The organism is Glycomyces sp. NPDC047010, assembly GCF_040644205.1.
Taxonomy (GTDB): Bacteria; Actinomycetota; Actinomycetes; order Mycobacteriales; family Micromonosporaceae; genus Glycomyces.
On record NZ_JBEYVY010000010.1, the window covers coordinates 165,731 to 180,616 of the forward strand.

Consider the following 14,886-nt stretch of genomic DNA (forward strand, 5'->3'; position numbering starts at 1 on the left):
CCCTAGAACGGAATGTCGTCTTCGTCGTCTCCGGCGAGGTCGAAGGGGTCGACCTTGGCGGTAACCGACCGTGCGGTGGCGGCCGGGGCGGACCCGGCCTCGGCGGGGCGGGTGGCCCACGCGGGGAACGGGAAGTTCACCACGAGGGGGACGGGGAGCTCGGGCTGGGCCACGAACATGGTGCCGGGCTTGGCCATGAGCACGCGCATGCGCTGCGCCTGGGTGAGGAACCCGTACTCGGGGCGCGTGGCCTCGGCCGCGTCGAGGCGGCCGACGACGCGGATCGCCGAGTTCGACGCGATGCGCCGCTCCACTTCGGACGCGGTCTGCTGGGCGCCGATGAGGATGACCCCCAGCGAGCGGCCGCGCTCGGCGATGTCGAGCAGGATGTCCTTGATCGGGCTGGTGCCCTCGCGCGGCGCGTACTTGTTCAGCTCGTCCAGGACCACGAACTGGAGCGGCCGGGCCGTGCCCGCCTTCTCCTTGCGCTCGAACTCGCTGCGCAGCACCACGCCGACGACGAACCGCTGCGCCCGGTCGGGCAGGTTGTGCAGGTCGACCACTGTCACCTGCGCGTCCGACGAGAGCGCCGCGCCGCGGGGCGGCAGGTCGCCGCGGATGAGCCGGCCGATGTCGCGCCCGGAGGCGATGAGCCGCCGGATGAACGCGTTCACCGTGCCCAGGCCGATCGCCGACCCGGCCCACTCGGTGCGGGTGTCGTCGTCGGCGAGCCGCTCGCAGATGAGGTCCACGAGGTCCCGGTAGCTGGTGAGGAGCCGCCCGTCGACGCTGATCGCGCCGTTGTCCTTGGGGCGGGCCTCCTTGCGCAGCCGCGCGGCCACCTGGTGGACGACCATCGTGTACTGCTGGCGGTCGTCGTCGCCGTCGGCGAACACGAACGGCAGCAGGTTGAGCTGGCAGAACTCGGCGAGCGTCCAGTAGAACGCGTCGACGCCGGTGGACCGGCACGCCACGTCCGGGATGCCGTTGGAGTCCCCCTCGCGCGGCGGCGCGAGCACCTCCACGGACTTGAACGCGCCGGGCTCCATGCCCAGGCGCCGGTACGAGTCGCGCACCGTGTCGTCGATCTTCGTGTTGTCGTGGTCGAGGAGCAGCAGGTCCTCGCCCTTGACGTTGAAGATGAGCGCCTTCGTGTTCGCGGCCTCCGCGCCCAGGGCGCCGGAGTGCAGCAGCGAGTACAGCATCCACGTCGCGAACGAGGTCTTCGTGGCGACGCCGGAGATGCCCGAGATCGACACGTGCGCGCCGCGCGTGCCGTCGAGGAAGTCCGGGTTCAGGAACACCGGCTGGCCGTCGCGCGAGAACCCGAGGGGCACTTGGCGGGCCATGCCGTCGAAGTACAGGGCCCGGTCGCGGTCCTCACCGGAGGCCCGCTGCACCTCGGCGCCCGGCCGCGGCGGCACGAACACCTCCGGCTCGACGCGGGTCACCGTGACCTCGGCGGCCTCCTGCACCTGCGCGGGGAGCAGCCCCCCGGCGATGTCGAACACGTCCGAGTCGAACTGGGCGCCCTCGTGGCGGCTGCGCACCGACGTGACCACCCCGGAGATGCGGACCGTGCCGACCCCCGGGACCTGCCGCTCGGTGGTGAGCACGTCGTCCAGCTGCGCGTACGCCTCCGGCCCGACCCCGACCCAGAACGACAGGGGCGTCGCGTCCTCCGTGCCCAGCACGCGGCCCACCGATTCACTCATCTGACGATCCTCGCAGATAGCGCAGGATGAGATTGCCCCCGGCTTCGAGGACGTGTCGCAGCCGGAGCGGCACCGCTTCCGCGGCCGGATCGCCCTCCGCGATGCGGATCGGGCCCGCGCCGACGAGCAGCGGCGAGACCGTCAGGTCCAGTTCGTCGGCGAGCCCCGCGGCGATCAACGATCCGAACACGTGCGGCCCGCCCTCGCAGAGGACCTGCCGCAGTCCCCGCGCCCGCAGCGCCGCGACGGCCGCGGTGAAGTCCACTTCGCCGGTGCCGACGGCGATCACGTCGGCGACGTCCCTGAACGGCTCGACCGCCTCCTCCGGCAGGTCCGCCGGGACGATGAGGATCGGCCTCCGCGGCGCCTCCGTGAAGATCCCCGACTCCGGGTCCAGGCTCGCCGTGCGCGAGGCGATCGCCATCACCGGCACCTCCGGCAGGCCCTGCGCCCGCCGCCACGCCATCCGGTCCTCCGAGAGCACCAGCGGCCCGTACCCCTCGGCGCGCACCGTGCCCGACCCGGCCAGGAGCACGTCGCACCGCGCCCGCAGGACCTTGAAGACCCGCTTGTCCTCCGCCCCCGAGAGCGGGCCCGACAGGCCCTCCAGGGTTGCCGCGCCGTCGGCGCTGGACACGAAGTTCACCCGCAGCCAATCCGGCTCCGGCGGCGCATACGCCTCGTAGACCTGGTCATCGGTCAGTTCATCGAGTTTTCGGTACAGCACGTCTGCCACCGCTGAAACCTAGCCCACCCCTCCGACAGCGGAATCCCCGAACTCGGCCCGGCGCCCCCCGGAATCCGTAAACTCATTCGCGTTGTGTCATGACCCGATCGCGGAAAGCGACGAGTCGCCATCCGGCGCAACCGCATCCGAACGAAGGAGACGAAGATGTCCACTGCACGACGGATCAGGACCGGACTCGCCGCGACCGGGGCCGCCGTGGCCGCCGCCACCGCGCTCACCGCCGGATCGGCCGCCGCCGCCCCCGTCCCCGAGGCCGGGACCTGCGAGGCCGGGTACGTCTGCATGTGGGAGGACGCCGGGTACGGCGGCGACAAGTGGGTCAACTGGCAGCCCTCCGGCACCGGCCAGATCTTCGAGATCGGCGGCTGGAACGGCGACAACGAGATCAGCTCCGCCCTCAACCGCACCGGCTGGGCCGTGGTCGTCTACGCCGACGACGGCGCCCAGGGCGACTCGTACTGCATCCACGCGTACCAGCCGATCCAGAACTTCAAAGAGGTCGGCTTCAACGACGACGCCGAGAGCCTCATGACCCAGAGCTCCTGCTAGCGGGCCGCCTGGCGGCGGCCCCGCCGCCGTCAGGCCCCCAGCACCCCGTCCAGGTACGCGTTCGCGAAGCGCCGCTCCGGGTCCACCTCGTCGCGCACCCGCCGGAAGTCCTCGAAGTGCTTGTACCGCCGCGACAGCTGCTCCGCGCCCAGCGTGTGCATCTTCCCCCAGTGCGGGCGCCCCTCCGCCGCGTCGAACACCGCCTCGCAGTCCCGGAAGTACGGCACGTGGTCGTGCCGGTGGAACTGGTGCACCGCCACGTACGCCGTCCGCCGCCCCTGCGCCGTCGACAGCCAGATGTCGTCCGCCGCCGCGAACCGCACCTCCACCGGGAACGACACCGTGTGCCCCTCCCGCTCCACCAGCGCCTGCAGCTCCCGCAGCACCGACGGCAGCGCCTCCCGCGGCAGCGCGTACTCCATCTCCCGGAACCGCACCGTCCGCGGCGACGTGAAGATCCGGTGCGACCGGTCCGTGTACTCCCGGGCGCTCCACACCCGGCCCGCCACCCGGTTCAGCCCCGGCACCATCGACGGGAACCGCACCCCGACCCGGTTGCTCGCCGAGAACAGCGCGTTCTCCGTGAACGTCTCGTTCCACCAGTACGACAGGCGGCTCGGCGACCGCGACGGCTCCGACATCGCGTGCCGGTTGTTCCGCTTCGTCAGCGTCCGGTCCGTGTGCGGGAACCAGTAGAACTCGAAGTGGTCGTTCTCCGCGACCAGCTCGTCCAGGCCCTCCAGGACCGCCCCGAGCCGCTCGGGCCGCTCCACCGCGTGCAGCCGGAACGCCGGCACGCACTGGAGCGTCACCTCCGTGATCACCCCGACCGCGCCCAGGCCCAGCCGCGCGGCCGCGAACAGCTCCGGCCGCTCGAACTCCGTGCACTGCACGGCCTCACCGTTCGCGAGCACCAGCTTCAGGCCCTTGACCTGCCACGCGAACCCCCGGTACCGGTCCCCGGTGCCGTGCGTCCCCGTCGAGATCGCCCCCGAGATCGTCTGCGCGTCGATGTCGCCCATGTTCTCCAGGGCCAGGCCGTGCGCGTCGAGGACCGTGTTCAGGGCCCCCAGCGTCATCCCCGCCTCCACGGTGACCAGCCCCGACTTCGGGTCCACCGCCACGACCTCGTCCAGCCCGCCCATGTCCACCCGCACGCCCTCGGGCACCGCGATCGCACTGAACGAGTGCCCCGAGCCGACCGCCTTCACCCGCAGCCCGTCCTCCGCCGCGGCGCCGACCGCGGCCGCGAGCTCCTCGGACGTCGTCGGGCGCACCGTCCGCACCGGCTCGGCGCCCTCGGTTCGCGACCAGTTCTGCCAGTGTGCGTTCTCGGCGACGGGGGTCCCCATGGCGGCGGTCCTTCCAACGACTCTGTTGAATACGAGGTGTACTTCACGGTAGCTTTCATCTAACCCCAGTTGAGCGCCAGAAGGGAAGTCGGATGGGCTATCAGGGAGTGACGGGCTCGCCAGGGGCCGCCGTGCAAGGCGCCGCCGACCAGCGGTTCGGCGTCCTCGACCGGGCGACGCGGGGGTTGCAGCCGCCGTTCGCCGCGGTCGATCTGGACGCCTTCGACACGAACGCGGCCATCCTGCGCCGCAACGCCATCGGCAAACCGCTGCGCCTCGCCAGCAAGTCCCTGCGCTGCCGCCCCCTCATGCGGCGCGCCCTCGCCCAGCCCGGCTTCAAGGGCATCCTCGGGTTCACGCTCCCCGAGGCCCTCTGGCTCGCCGAGGAGTTCGACGACGTCGTCGTCGCCTACCCCACCGCCGACACCGACGCGCTCCGCGCGCTGGCCGCCGACGACCGCCTCGCGCGCCGCATCACCCTCATGGTCGACTCCGTCGAGCACCTCGACTTCCTCGCCCGCCACGTCGAACCGAACCCCTCGCGGCCCCTGCGGCTGTGCCTCGAACTCGACGTCTCGCTCGAACTCCTCGGCGGCCGCGTCCACATCGGCGCCTACCGGTCCCCGGTCCGCAACCCCGACCAGGCCCTCGACATGGCCCACGAGATCGACAAGCGGCCGGGCGTCCACCTCGTCGGCATCATGGGCTACGAGGGCCAGATCGCGGGCGTCCAGGACGCCTTCAGTGCCGCTGCGCTGCGCTCGCCCCTGGTGCGGCTCATGCAGGCCGTCTCCAAGGCCGAGCTCGCCGAGCGCCGCGCCGAGGCCGTCGCCGCCGTCCGCCGCGTCACCGACCTCGAATTCGTCAACGGCGGCGGCACCGGCTCGGTCATCTCCACCGCCGCCGACCCCTCGGTCACCGAGATCGCCGCCGGGTCCGGCCTCTACTCGCCCGCCCTGTTCGACGGCTACCGCTCGATCCGGCCGCTCCCGGCCGCGTTCTTCGCGCTCCCCGTCGTGCGCAGGCCCAAGCGCGGCATCGTGACCGCCCTCGGCGGCGGCTGGATCGCCTCCGGCGTCCCCGGCCCCGACCGCCTTCCCAAGCCCGCGTTCCCCGCCGGGCTCCGCTACTCCAAGACCGAGGGCGCCGGCGAAGTCCAGACGCCTCTGCGCGGCCGCGCCGCCGACGCGCTCGCCATCGGCGACCGCATCTGGATGCGCCATGCCAAGGCCGGGGAGCTCGCCGAGCGCGTCAACACGATCCACCTGATCCAGCGCGGCGAGGTCGTGGACGAGGTCCCGACCTACCGCGGGGAGGGCCGCGCGTTCGTGTGAGCCGCAACGAGAAAGGCCCGGCGGGAGTGATCCCGCCGGGCCTTCTCACGTCTTGCTAGTCGTCCTCGCCGCGGCCGTTGCCGTTGCCGCCGTTCCCGTCGGTCGGCGTGCACTGGCCCAGCCATTCCATGATCGGCGTGCACTCCTCGCCCCCGCCGCCCGGCGGCGTCGGGACGCCGCAGCGGGTGTCGGCCTGGCCCGCCGCGGTCGCGCAGTACGGGCTGTCCGAGTCGATCGTGCCGTCCGGGTTGACGATGCCGTCGACGATCGCGCTGCCCTGGTGGTCGGCCTCGGTCCAGGGGACCTGCTCGTACCCCTTGGCCTCGATGGCGTCGTCCATGAACTGCTTCCAGACCGGGTAGCTCAGGGTGCCGCCGAAGAGGTTGTCGGTGCCGCCGTCCTTGTTCAGCAGCGGCGCCGACTCGGCGGTCGCGTTGCCGACCCAGGCGGCGATGCTCAGCTGCTTGATCGCGCCGACGTACCAGGTGTGGGCGTTGGCGTTGTCGTACCCGTCCCAGTTGGCCTCCCACGTACCGGTCTTGCCGGTGTAGGGGTTGGCGACGGCGCCGCCGTCGCCCTCGATCTCGGAGCCGACCCACTGGAGGTTGCGGGCGATGCTCGCGTCGATCGCCGCGGTCTGCTCCAGCGGCCGGATCTCGGGGACCTCGTTGCCGTCGCGGTCGAGGACCTTCTCCACGAAGTGGGTCTCGTTGTAGACGCCGTCGTTCGCGATGGTCGCGTACACGGTCGCCATGTCCTTCACCGAGGTCGGGTACTGGCCGAACGAGATGTGGTAGTAGAACGGCGAGTTCGGCGAGTCCAGGTCGAGCGGGGTGCGCACGGGCGACCCGTCCTCGTTGATCTCGTCGAGCGGCGCGAGCGGGTCGACGTTCCCGTTCGAGTCGGTCGCGAAGGAGCCGTCCTCGTTCTCGCGGGTGCCGTGTCGCGAGTAGGTGATGGTGCCGTCGTCCTCGATGTAGAACTTGTAGGTGACCGCGACGCCGTCCTCGTTCTGGCTCAGGGTCCGCAGGCCCATCTGGATGGCGTTCTCCAGGATCGCGGTGGCCCCGTAGGTCTCGGCGATCTGGTACATGGGCGTGTTCCGCGAGTCGCGGACCGCGTCGGTCAGGGTCCGGTCGGTGTTCTCGGTGCGGCCCGCGTTCGAGATGGTGCCGTCGCCGATGCCCTCCATGGTGTCGAACTCGCGCGGCGAGTCCGAGGTCCACCACGAGTCGATCGAGGCGCCGTGCTCGATGGCGGTCGCGGCGGTGATCATCTTGAACGTCGACGACGGCGGGTGCGGGTTCTCGATCCCGGCCTTGTCGACGCCGAGGCCGTTCTCGCCGCCGTAGTAGCCGAGGACCCGGCCGGTGCCGGGTTCGACGGCGACGACGGCGTCGGCCATCGACTTGTTCTGGTCGGCCAGCGCGGCGTCGTCGTTCGAGTTCGTGAACTCCGAGAAACCGTCGTCGTTGAGGTACACCTCGGCCTCGTTGACGTCGGTGACGATCTCGCCCTCGGCGTTGAGCATGTTCTCGTCGTCGTCCTTGACGCGGCGGAGGTCGCCGCGGCTGGCGGTCGAGTACGCGGCCGCCTGGATCTCCGGGTCGATGGTGAGCTGGACGGTGTAGCCGCCGGTGCCCGCGTCCTTGCCGTAGAAGTCGTTCTGGGTGAGGCCGTAGCGGCTCTCCAGCTCGTCCCAGATGTAGCCGTCGTTCGGGTTGGTGATGAACCCGGTGGGGGTGTTGTGGCCCCAGGTGCCCGGGTTCTCCAGCGCCTCGCGGGTCTCGGGCATCCCGGCGTCCAGTTCGGCCTGGATCGCGGCGATCTGCTCCTCGCTGAGGTCGTCGGTCATGGTCAGCAGGGATTCCATGCCGTGCGTCCACCGGTCCGCGGGGGCGGTGCTGGTCTCGTCGGCCAGGCGCGGGTCGAAGGAGCCGTCGCCGGCCTTGACCTGCATGGTGAGCATCGTGGCCTGGCCCCAGGTGATCTCTTCGAGCGGGACGCCGAACCAGACCTCGGCGGCGGCGGCGATGCCGTAGCTGCCGCGGCCGTAGAAGTTCAGGTTCAGGTAGTGCAGCAGGATGTCCTCCTTGGAGTACTGCTGCTCCAGCTTCATCGCCATGACGGCCTCTTTGGCCTTGCGGCCGTAGGAGACGTCGTCGCGGATGTCCATGACCATGCCCGCGTACTGCTGGCTGATCGTGGACGCGCCCTGGGTGTCGCCGCCGGTGACGTTGTTGACGAGGGCGCGCATGGTGCCCTTGTAGTCGACGCCGTCGTGCTCGAAGAAGTCCTTGTCCTCCAGGGCCAGGAGCGACCAGACGACCTGCGGGGGCAGCTTGTCGTAGGAGTCGACGAGCTTGCGGGTGTACTCGCCGTACCCGGCGACGAGCGTGCCGTCCGCGTAGGTGATCGAGGTGGACTCGCCGAACTTGAGGTCTTTCGGGGCGGGCACGTTCTGGAAGAACCAGGAGCCGGCCACCGTCACCGCGCCGAGCATCATCAGGCAGACCATGATGAGGGCCGCGTAGACGCGGCGGCGGCGCACGGAGATCTTCTTCTTCCGCTTCTTGCCGCCGGGCGGGGGAGTGCCGGGGCCGGACTTCGGCCTGGCGGCGCCGACGACCGAGGCGCGGCCGACGCCGGCGCGTCCCGCCGCGGGGCCGGGGGGGACGCCGGGCCCGGGGACCCCTGCGGGCGGTCCGGGCGGCGGGCCCGCGGGCGGACCCATCGGGGGCGGCGGTGCACCGTGTCCCGGCGGGAGCCCGGGTGGCGGGCTCGCCTGGAAGCCGGGTCGCGGCCCTGCCGGAGGCCCTGCGGGAGATCCGGGAGGTCCGGCCGAGGGGCCTTGGGCGGGGCGGTAAAAGTCGCTCATGCTCAACCATCCACGAGTTGTGAGGTGCCGGTCCTCGACGCGCGGTCCGAGTCGGCTTCGGCGAGCGCTGCCGAAGGGTGGTGGGTCCGGCCGGCACCCGCAGAACCTTGGATGCTAGCGGACCACGCCCGGTAGGCGAGGAGTGCTCGGATTCGCGGGTGAGGAACGCCGCTTATCGCCCACCTTAGACCGCTGGTGCGACTCTCCTTCCGTCCCACCGCGCCTGGTCCGGGCAGTCGCGCCGACATTCCGGACACCTCAACCGTTCACGGTCGTTCACCCTCGTGACTCATTTCACCCGCTACTTGGCCGCACCCCTCGCGGCCTGGCGTCCCGAGAACAGGCACCCGCCCAGGAACGTCCCCTCCAGCGACCGGTACCCGTGCATCCCGCCCCCGCCGAACCCGGCGGCCTCCCCGGCCGCGAACAGCCCCGGCAGCGGCGTCCCGTCGGCCTTCAGCACCCGCCCGTCCAGGTCGGTGTGCAGCCCGCCGAGGGTCTTCCTCGTCAGCAGGTTCAGCCGCACCCCGATCAGCGGCCCGGCCTTCGGGTCCAGCAGCCGGTGCGGCGAGGCGACCCGGATCAGCTTGTCGCCCCGGTAGTTCCTCGCGCCCCGCAACGCCGTGACCTGCAAGTCCTTCGTGAACTTGTTCCCCATCTCGGCGTCCCGCGCCTCCACGGCGGCCCGCACGGTCTCGTACTCCAGCAGGCCCTCCCCGGTGATCGCGTTCATCTTCGCCACCAGCTCCGGCAGCGTCTCCGCCACCGCGAAGTCCGCGCCGTGCTTCTTGAACGCCTCCACCGGCCCGGGTGCCCCCGGCAGGACCCGCTTGAGCAGCAGCTTCACGTCCTTCCCGGTGAGGTCGGGGTTCTGCTCCGAACCGGAGAGGGCGAACTCCTTCTCCAGGATCTTCTGCGTGAGCACGAACCACGTGTACTCGTGCCCGGTCGTCATGATGTGCTCCAGCGTCCCGAGGGTGTCGAACCCGGGGAAGTAAGGAGCGGGCAACCGCTTCCCGGTCGCGTCCAGCCACAGCGACGACGGCCCCGGGAGGATGCGGATACCGTGGTGCGGCCAGATCGGGTCCCAGTTCTCGATGCCCTCGGTGTAGTGCCACATGCGGTCCCGGTTGATCAGATCCGCCCCGGCGTCCTCGGCGATCCCGAGCATCCGCCCGTCCACGTGCGCGGGAACCCCGGAGATGAGCCGCGAGGGCGCTTTTCCAAGCCGCTCAGGCCAATTGGCCCGCACCAAGTCGAAGTTCCCGCCGATCCCGCCGGAGGCGACAAGCACGGCCCCCGCGGAAATGGAGAACTCCCCGAGCGCCTCGCGGCTCGTAGAGACGCCCCGAGCGGACTCGTCCGGCGACAGCAGCGTCCCGGAGACCCCAGTGACCCGCCCATCCGTCATGTCGAGCCGGTCGACGCGGTGCCGGAACCGCAGTTTCAGGCGCCCGTCCTTGGCGGCCTGCTCGACCTCCCGCACGAACGGCGCGATGATCCCGGGCCCCGTCCCCCAGGTGATGTGGAACCGCGGCACGGAGTTCCCGTGCCCCTGGGCGGTGTACCCGCCGCGCTCGGCCCATCCGACCACCGGGAAGAACCGCACGCCCAGCGAGTGCAGCCACGCCCGCTTCTCGCCGGATGCGAACTCCACGTACGCCTCGGCCCATTTCCGCGGCCACGCGTCCTCGTCCCGGTCGAACCCCGCCGTCCCGACCCAGTCCTGCCACGCCAGCTCGTGCGAGTCCTTGATCCCCATGAACCGCTGCTCCGGCGAGTCCACCAGGAACAACCCCCCGAACGACCAGAACGCCTGCCCCCCAAGCGACTGCCCGCCCTCCTGATCGACAACGGTCACACTCTTCCCAAGCCGCACCAACTCCGAGGCAGCCACCAACCCAGCCAACCCACCCCCGACGACAACAACATCGCTCTCCATCGCCCGACTGCCTTCCATCCTGTTACCGACGCGTAGCGCAGATATACCAGGCGGAATGATGACCGTCAATAAAACCGGTCCAGGAGGCGCGGCAGAGCCGTCGCAAATCAGCTGATCTTGGCCCGGTACTGGGAGAAGAGCTCGTGGCGCTGGTGGTCGTCCTGCCCGAGGAACGCCTTGAACTCCCCGAGCCGGTACCCGACCGACCCGTTCTTCCGGTCGTTCCGGTCCAGTTCGAAGTCATGGCCCAGGTGGACCAGCCGCTGCTCGACCTCGGCGTGGCTCAACCGGGTGCCCTCGCGCTCCAGTATCCCGGCGATCTTCTCGGCATCGAGGTAGCGGCTGACCTTCTTCTCGCTCTCCTTCTTGAGGATCTTGTAGACAGGGTCGAAGACCCGGCTCTCATGCTCGAAAAGCGTCTGCTTGTGCTCTTTGCGGAGCGCGCTGGCAATAGACTCGCCGACCGCCCTTGCGACCGGCGGGGGGAACGCATTGCCGATCTGCCGGTACTGGCTCGTCTTCTTGCCGGTGAACTCCCACTCGTACTCCTCGCCGTACCAGCCCTGAATGCGGGCGACCATTTCGGCAGTGAGTTTCGGACCGGTCACTTCCTCGCCCTTTGTCCGCGGCGAGGGCTTGAATCCGGGGCCGGGGGGCTCATTTGCGATCCCCCATGCATCGACGGCAAGATCAGCCCATGCCTTCTTCGCTCGCGAAGGCCCAAGGTCCGCGCCGCCGTGCTTCTTCGAGCCGCCGACGATTGTCGGCGCGATGCCGTTGGCCTTGCGCGACCACTCCTCAACGCCTTCCCAGCCGCCCGCCCCCATGAGGTCCTTGAGCAGTTCGCCGACTGTCGGAGCTGGGGCGACGTTCTTCTCCGGCCATTTGAAGTACTCGGCGTACTCCTCTTTCAGCGCTACCAGAACGAACCTGGGGCGGAGCTGCGAGACGCCGTAGTCGGAAGCGTGCAGCAGCTCCCAGCGCCCGATGTACCCCTGCTCGTAGAGGCGGTCAAGCACATGCTGGCGGTAGCCGGTGAAGCGGTTCGCGCTGAGCCCCTTCACATTCTCAAGCAGCAGCGCGCGCGGTTCCATGCGTCCGCAGAGCTCGACGGCCCACGCGAACAGATCGCGCTCGTCGTTCGCCCCGAGCTGCTTGCCTGCGATGCTGAACGGGGGGCACGGCACACCTCCGGCGAGGAGGTCGACTCCCTTGAAATCCATCGGATTCCAGACCTCCGGGTCCGCGACGTCCCCGACCGCGACCTTCCAGGCCGGCCGGTTCTCCTCCAGCGTCCGGGCCGCGTTCCTGTCCAGCTCTACGGCGAGCCTGTGATCGAATCCCGCCAGTTCCAGTCCGAGCGACTGCCCGCCCGCGCCGGCGCAGATCTCGACCACTTCGAGCTTGTCTCCCTGCTGTTCCGCGTCCATGCAAACCCCCTCTTGAGCCATGTAGTGGCACTCTGCGTCGAATGTCCGGACATGCTCACGAAGCGTAATCGGCACCTACGACAACTCGTCCGCTGCCGAATCGGCGGCGGTCTGCGGTGCCGCGGAGCTTTGCCTGCGAGAGATTACCTCCCGGCAGACCGTCGAAGCGCATTGCTCTGCCCCCTCGTGCTCCCAGAAACGGAGGACGAGCCAGCCTTCGGCCTTGAGCCGCTCGTCCGTCTCCTGGTCGCGCTCCTTGTTGCGGCCGATCTTGGTCCGCCAGTACTCGGGATTCGTCTTCGGAGGGACGAAGTGGTCCGGGCAGCCGTGCCAGTAGCAGCCGTCAACGAACACCGCGACCTTGGTCGGCCTGAAAACGAGGTCGGCAGTGCGCCGCATCTTCGGAAGCGGCTTCGCCGCGACCCGGTACCGCAGGCCCGCCGCATGCACCAGCTTCCGCAGCGCCAGTTCCGGAGAGGTGTCCCGGTTCCGGTTGCCGAGCATGCTCTTCCGGTTGCCCGCAGAAGAGGCCCAAGAGCCTTCAGGGGCCTTCCATTCCTCTGGCTCGGTGCTACTCAACTCTGACCCTCGGGAGACGGGGGGTTCCTGCGAACCGCGGACTGCGCTGGAGGCCGGTACGCTGCCAGGGTTCGGGCCTACCAAGGAAGGATACTCATGAGCGCTCCAGCCTGGTTCAAGGACTTGCTCTACTACAAGGCCAGCGGAAATCAAGCCACATGGAAGGCGATCGGGCTCAGCGTCGCTCCGAATATCGCGGACATCAGCAACGCGCCGAGTACCAGGATCTCCAACGCAGTCTTCGAATCCCTCAACGTTACGGCCGGCCTGAATGGGAGGAAGGAGGGAGGCACCGGGACCGGGATCGGGCTGCCTCTGGAGGAAGGGGTCAAGGGGCACCTGCGCAGCCGCCTTCTCGACCCGAAAGACGCCGATTGGACGTGGCGGGTCGGAGCCGAACCCATCGATCGGTTCGAGCAGTACAGCTATCTTGACGACATCCGCAAGCTGTATGCCGAACAACCGAATTTGCGGCTCCTGCTGGGAACCGACTACCAGATCCAACCGGACGTCACCGTCGGGAAACGGATCGGCGCTGCGATGCTGCTGCATGCCGTGGTCTCCTGCAAATGGACTATCCGGTCGGACAGAGTGCAGAACGTTCGACAGGAGTTCAAGCTGCTCGTCGGGGCCCGACGAGGCCGAACCCCTCACCTGGTCGCGGTTACTGCCGAGCCGCTTCCCAGCCGTCTTCTGTCTATCACCCAGGGGACGGGGGAGATCGACGCCGTGTACCACCTCGCCTTCCAGGAGATGAAGGAGGCGGTCCCCGCACACGGAACCAGCGAGCAGATTGCGGCTTGGAACGAAATGACCGAGCAGCGCCGACTCAAGGACTTCAACGATTTGGTCGGCGACCTGACCAGGGGCTAACACGGGTGGTGCCTCTGCTCTACTGGCGGCGATCTACCTGGTGGACAGGGTGTTCAGGAGTTCTTCAGTGGTGCCGGTTTCGGCTATCAAGGGGAAGATCTTTGTTGTTGCGTGGGTGTGGGATTCGGGGGTGAGGTCAGTGGTGGCGTCTGTGGGGATGGTGAGGTTGTAGGCGTGTTCGTGGGCTGAGCGGGCGGTGGATTCGACTCCGAGGCTGGTGGCTATGCCGGTGAGGACGAGGTGGGTGACGGCTCGGCGGCGTAGGTGAAGGTCGAGGGCGGTGCCGTAGAAGGAGCCCCAGTTGCGCTTGGGGATGACGATGTCGGTCGGGTACGTGACGAAGTCGTCGAGGAAGTCGTCCCAGCCTTGGGGGAGAGGCTGGGAGGCGCGGGGGCCGAGGTCGGTTCGGCCAGGGGTCGCGGAGGCGCCGTCGGGGTCGACCGTGAAGCGGGTCAGGAAAACCGGGAGGTCCCTAGAGCGGAAGGCTTCTGCGAGCTTGTTGGAGTTCGCGACTACTTCGGAGAGCGGGTTCGGGGCCGTTGGCCTTGATTCGGCTCCTTTTTGCAGGTCGATTACCAGCAGGGCTGTCTTCTTGTCGAGAACTGTTATCGGCATTTGCTCTGTCTCTCTTTAATCGGTCAGGCGTTCTAGGAGGGTCAGGGCCTCGGCGAGAGTTTGTTTCTCGGCGGGGGTGAGGCGGTCTTGGATCGCCTTCGTCAGCCATTCGTCGCCCTCTTGCTGGGCGCCTTGGAACATGGTCCGGCCGGCGGGGCTGAGGGAGATCAGTTGGCGGCGGCCGTCGGCGGGGTCGGGGCGGCGTTGGATGAGGCCGCGTTCTTGGAGGGCTGCGAGGGTGGGGACGACCGCTTGGGGGCGGACGCGCTCGGCGGCGGCGAGGGCGCTGGCGGAGGCGTCGCCTTCTTTGCCGAGGCGGCTGAGGAGGGACGCTTGGGACGGCGTCAGGCCCTGGTTGTCGGAGAGCTCCTTGAAGCGCCTGTAGAGGCGGCCGAACACCGCCCGCAGGTCGCGGGCGATGTTCGATGCCGAGTCGTCTGCCATGCGTTGATCGTAGTTCTTCAAGCTTGGTTTATCAAGCTTGCTTGAATAGTTGCCTATGGCGGCGGTCCCGGGAGTTCTATCGGCGGTGGCGGGAGTTCCCAGGCGGCGTGGCGGAGTTGGGTGACCAGGTGGTCGGCTGCTGCTTCGACGTCGTCCTTGCGGAACCGGTCGGGAAGGCGGTTGGAGGCGATGCGGGAGAGGATCAGCACGTTGAGGGCCGTCTCGCGCAGGAGCTGGGTCAGCGGGATGCGGTGGCGGGCCCCGGCGAGGGTGGTGATGGCGTCGGCGAGTTGATCGAGTTCGGGGTGGTCGGCCTTGGGTGTCTCCATCGGGTTGCTCCTCTGGTTGCGCAGTTGTGCTTGCTGCAACTCAGAGGTTATGGACGACTACCGACAGTTCCAGGATGAAAAGCAGGGAGCTGTGGGCG

At 69.1% G+C, this 14,886-nt stretch carries 13 protein-coding genes; 3 read left to right on the forward strand and 10 right to left on the reverse strand.

The genetic code is table 11. The annotated features are described in order from the left end of the window. Positions 1–2 precede the first annotated feature (2 nt). Together AB0A65_RS20430 and AB0A65_RS20435 are read right to left on the reverse strand one after the other, a co-directional pair. Complete coding sequence (locus tag AB0A65_RS20430; RefSeq protein WP_359953322.1) at positions 3–1,715, reverse strand: ATP-binding protein; 1,713 nt, start codon at positions 1,713–1,715, stop codon at positions 3–5. Beyond that, positions 1,708–2,451 carry a pyrimidine reductase family protein gene (locus AB0A65_RS20435; protein ID WP_359953324.1) on the reverse strand — a complete coding sequence of 248 codons (744 nt, stop codon included), beginning with the start codon at positions 2,449–2,451 and terminating at the stop codon, positions 1,708–1,710. Before AB0A65_RS20435 ends, AB0A65_RS20430 begins: the two co-directional genes overlap by 8 nt. A gap of 156 nt (positions 2,452–2,607) precedes the next feature. On the opposite strand from AB0A65_RS20435, the gene AB0A65_RS20440 reads away from it, so the two are divergent. Further along, positions 2,608–3,012, forward strand: a complete 405-nt coding sequence (locus AB0A65_RS20440; protein ID WP_359953325.1) for a peptidase inhibitor family I36 protein — start codon at positions 2,608–2,610, stop codon at positions 3,010–3,012. Positions 3,013–3,041: 29 nt separating this feature from the next. On the opposite strand, the gene AB0A65_RS20445 is transcribed toward AB0A65_RS20440, so the two are convergent. Beyond that, a complete protein-coding gene (locus AB0A65_RS20445) occupies positions 3,042–4,364 on the reverse strand; it encodes a D-arabinono-1,4-lactone oxidase (protein ID WP_359953327.1) in 1,323 nt (440 codons plus the stop codon). A gap of 92 nt (positions 4,365–4,456) precedes the next feature. On the opposite strand from AB0A65_RS20445, the gene AB0A65_RS20450 reads away from it, so the two are divergent. After that, the gene (locus AB0A65_RS20450; RefSeq protein WP_359953329.1) at positions 4,457–5,698 is read left to right on the forward strand and encodes an amino acid deaminase/aldolase; all 1,242 of its coding nucleotides are present in this window, start codon (positions 4,457–4,459) and stop codon (positions 5,696–5,698) included. Between the two features lie 55 nt (positions 5,699–5,753). Here the strand turns inward: AB0A65_RS20450 and AB0A65_RS20455 are convergent, their stop codons facing one another. The 4 genes from AB0A65_RS20455 to AB0A65_RS20470 form a co-directional block, all read right to left on the reverse strand. Further along, the gene (locus tag AB0A65_RS20455; RefSeq protein ID WP_359953331.1) at positions 5,754–8,432 is read right to left on the reverse strand and encodes a transglycosylase domain-containing protein; all 2,679 of its coding nucleotides are present in this window, start codon (positions 8,430–8,432) and stop codon (positions 5,754–5,756) included. A gap of 445 nt (positions 8,433–8,877) precedes the next feature. Continuing rightward, positions 8,878–10,518 carry an FAD-binding dehydrogenase gene (locus tag AB0A65_RS20460; protein WP_359953333.1) on the reverse strand — a complete coding sequence of 547 codons (1,641 nt, stop codon included), beginning with the start codon at positions 10,516–10,518 and terminating at the stop codon, positions 8,878–8,880. 107 nt (positions 10,519–10,625) lie between these two features. Next, the gene (dcm, locus tag AB0A65_RS20465) at positions 10,626–11,948 is read right to left on the reverse strand and encodes a DNA (cytosine-5-)-methyltransferase (RefSeq protein ID WP_359953335.1); all 1,323 of its coding nucleotides are present in this window, start codon (positions 11,946–11,948) and stop codon (positions 10,626–10,628) included. A gap of 75 nt (positions 11,949–12,023) precedes the next feature. After that, positions 12,024–12,527 carry a very short patch repair endonuclease gene (locus AB0A65_RS20470; protein ID WP_359953337.1) on the reverse strand — a complete coding sequence of 168 codons (504 nt, stop codon included), beginning with the start codon at positions 12,525–12,527 and terminating at the stop codon, positions 12,024–12,026. A 96-nt stretch (positions 12,528–12,623) separates the two neighbouring features. Here AB0A65_RS20470 and AB0A65_RS20475 point away from each other — a divergent pair, with 96 nt between their 5' ends. Further along, positions 12,624–13,400, forward strand: a complete 777-nt coding sequence (locus AB0A65_RS20475) for an NgoMIV family type II restriction endonuclease (RefSeq protein ID WP_359953339.1) — start codon at positions 12,624–12,626, stop codon at positions 13,398–13,400. 33 nt (positions 13,401–13,433) lie between these two features. On the opposite strand, the gene AB0A65_RS20480 is transcribed toward AB0A65_RS20475, so the two are convergent. The 3 genes from AB0A65_RS20480 to AB0A65_RS20490 are packed head-to-tail and all read right to left on the reverse strand — an operon-like array spanning position 13,434 to position 14,788. Next, positions 13,434–14,015 carry an isochorismatase family protein gene (locus AB0A65_RS20480; protein ID WP_359953341.1) on the reverse strand — a complete coding sequence of 194 codons (582 nt, stop codon included), beginning with the start codon at positions 14,013–14,015 and terminating at the stop codon, positions 13,434–13,436. A gap of 15 nt (positions 14,016–14,030) precedes the next feature. Next, the gene (locus AB0A65_RS20485; RefSeq protein ID WP_359953343.1) at positions 14,031–14,459 is read right to left on the reverse strand and encodes a MarR family transcriptional regulator; all 429 of its coding nucleotides are present in this window, start codon (positions 14,457–14,459) and stop codon (positions 14,031–14,033) included. A gap of 53 nt (positions 14,460–14,512) precedes the next feature. After that, positions 14,513–14,788 carry a hypothetical protein gene (locus tag AB0A65_RS20490; protein ID WP_359953345.1) on the reverse strand — a complete coding sequence of 92 codons (276 nt, stop codon included), beginning with the start codon at positions 14,786–14,788 and terminating at the stop codon, positions 14,513–14,515. Positions 14,789–14,886: the final 98 nt, after the last annotated feature.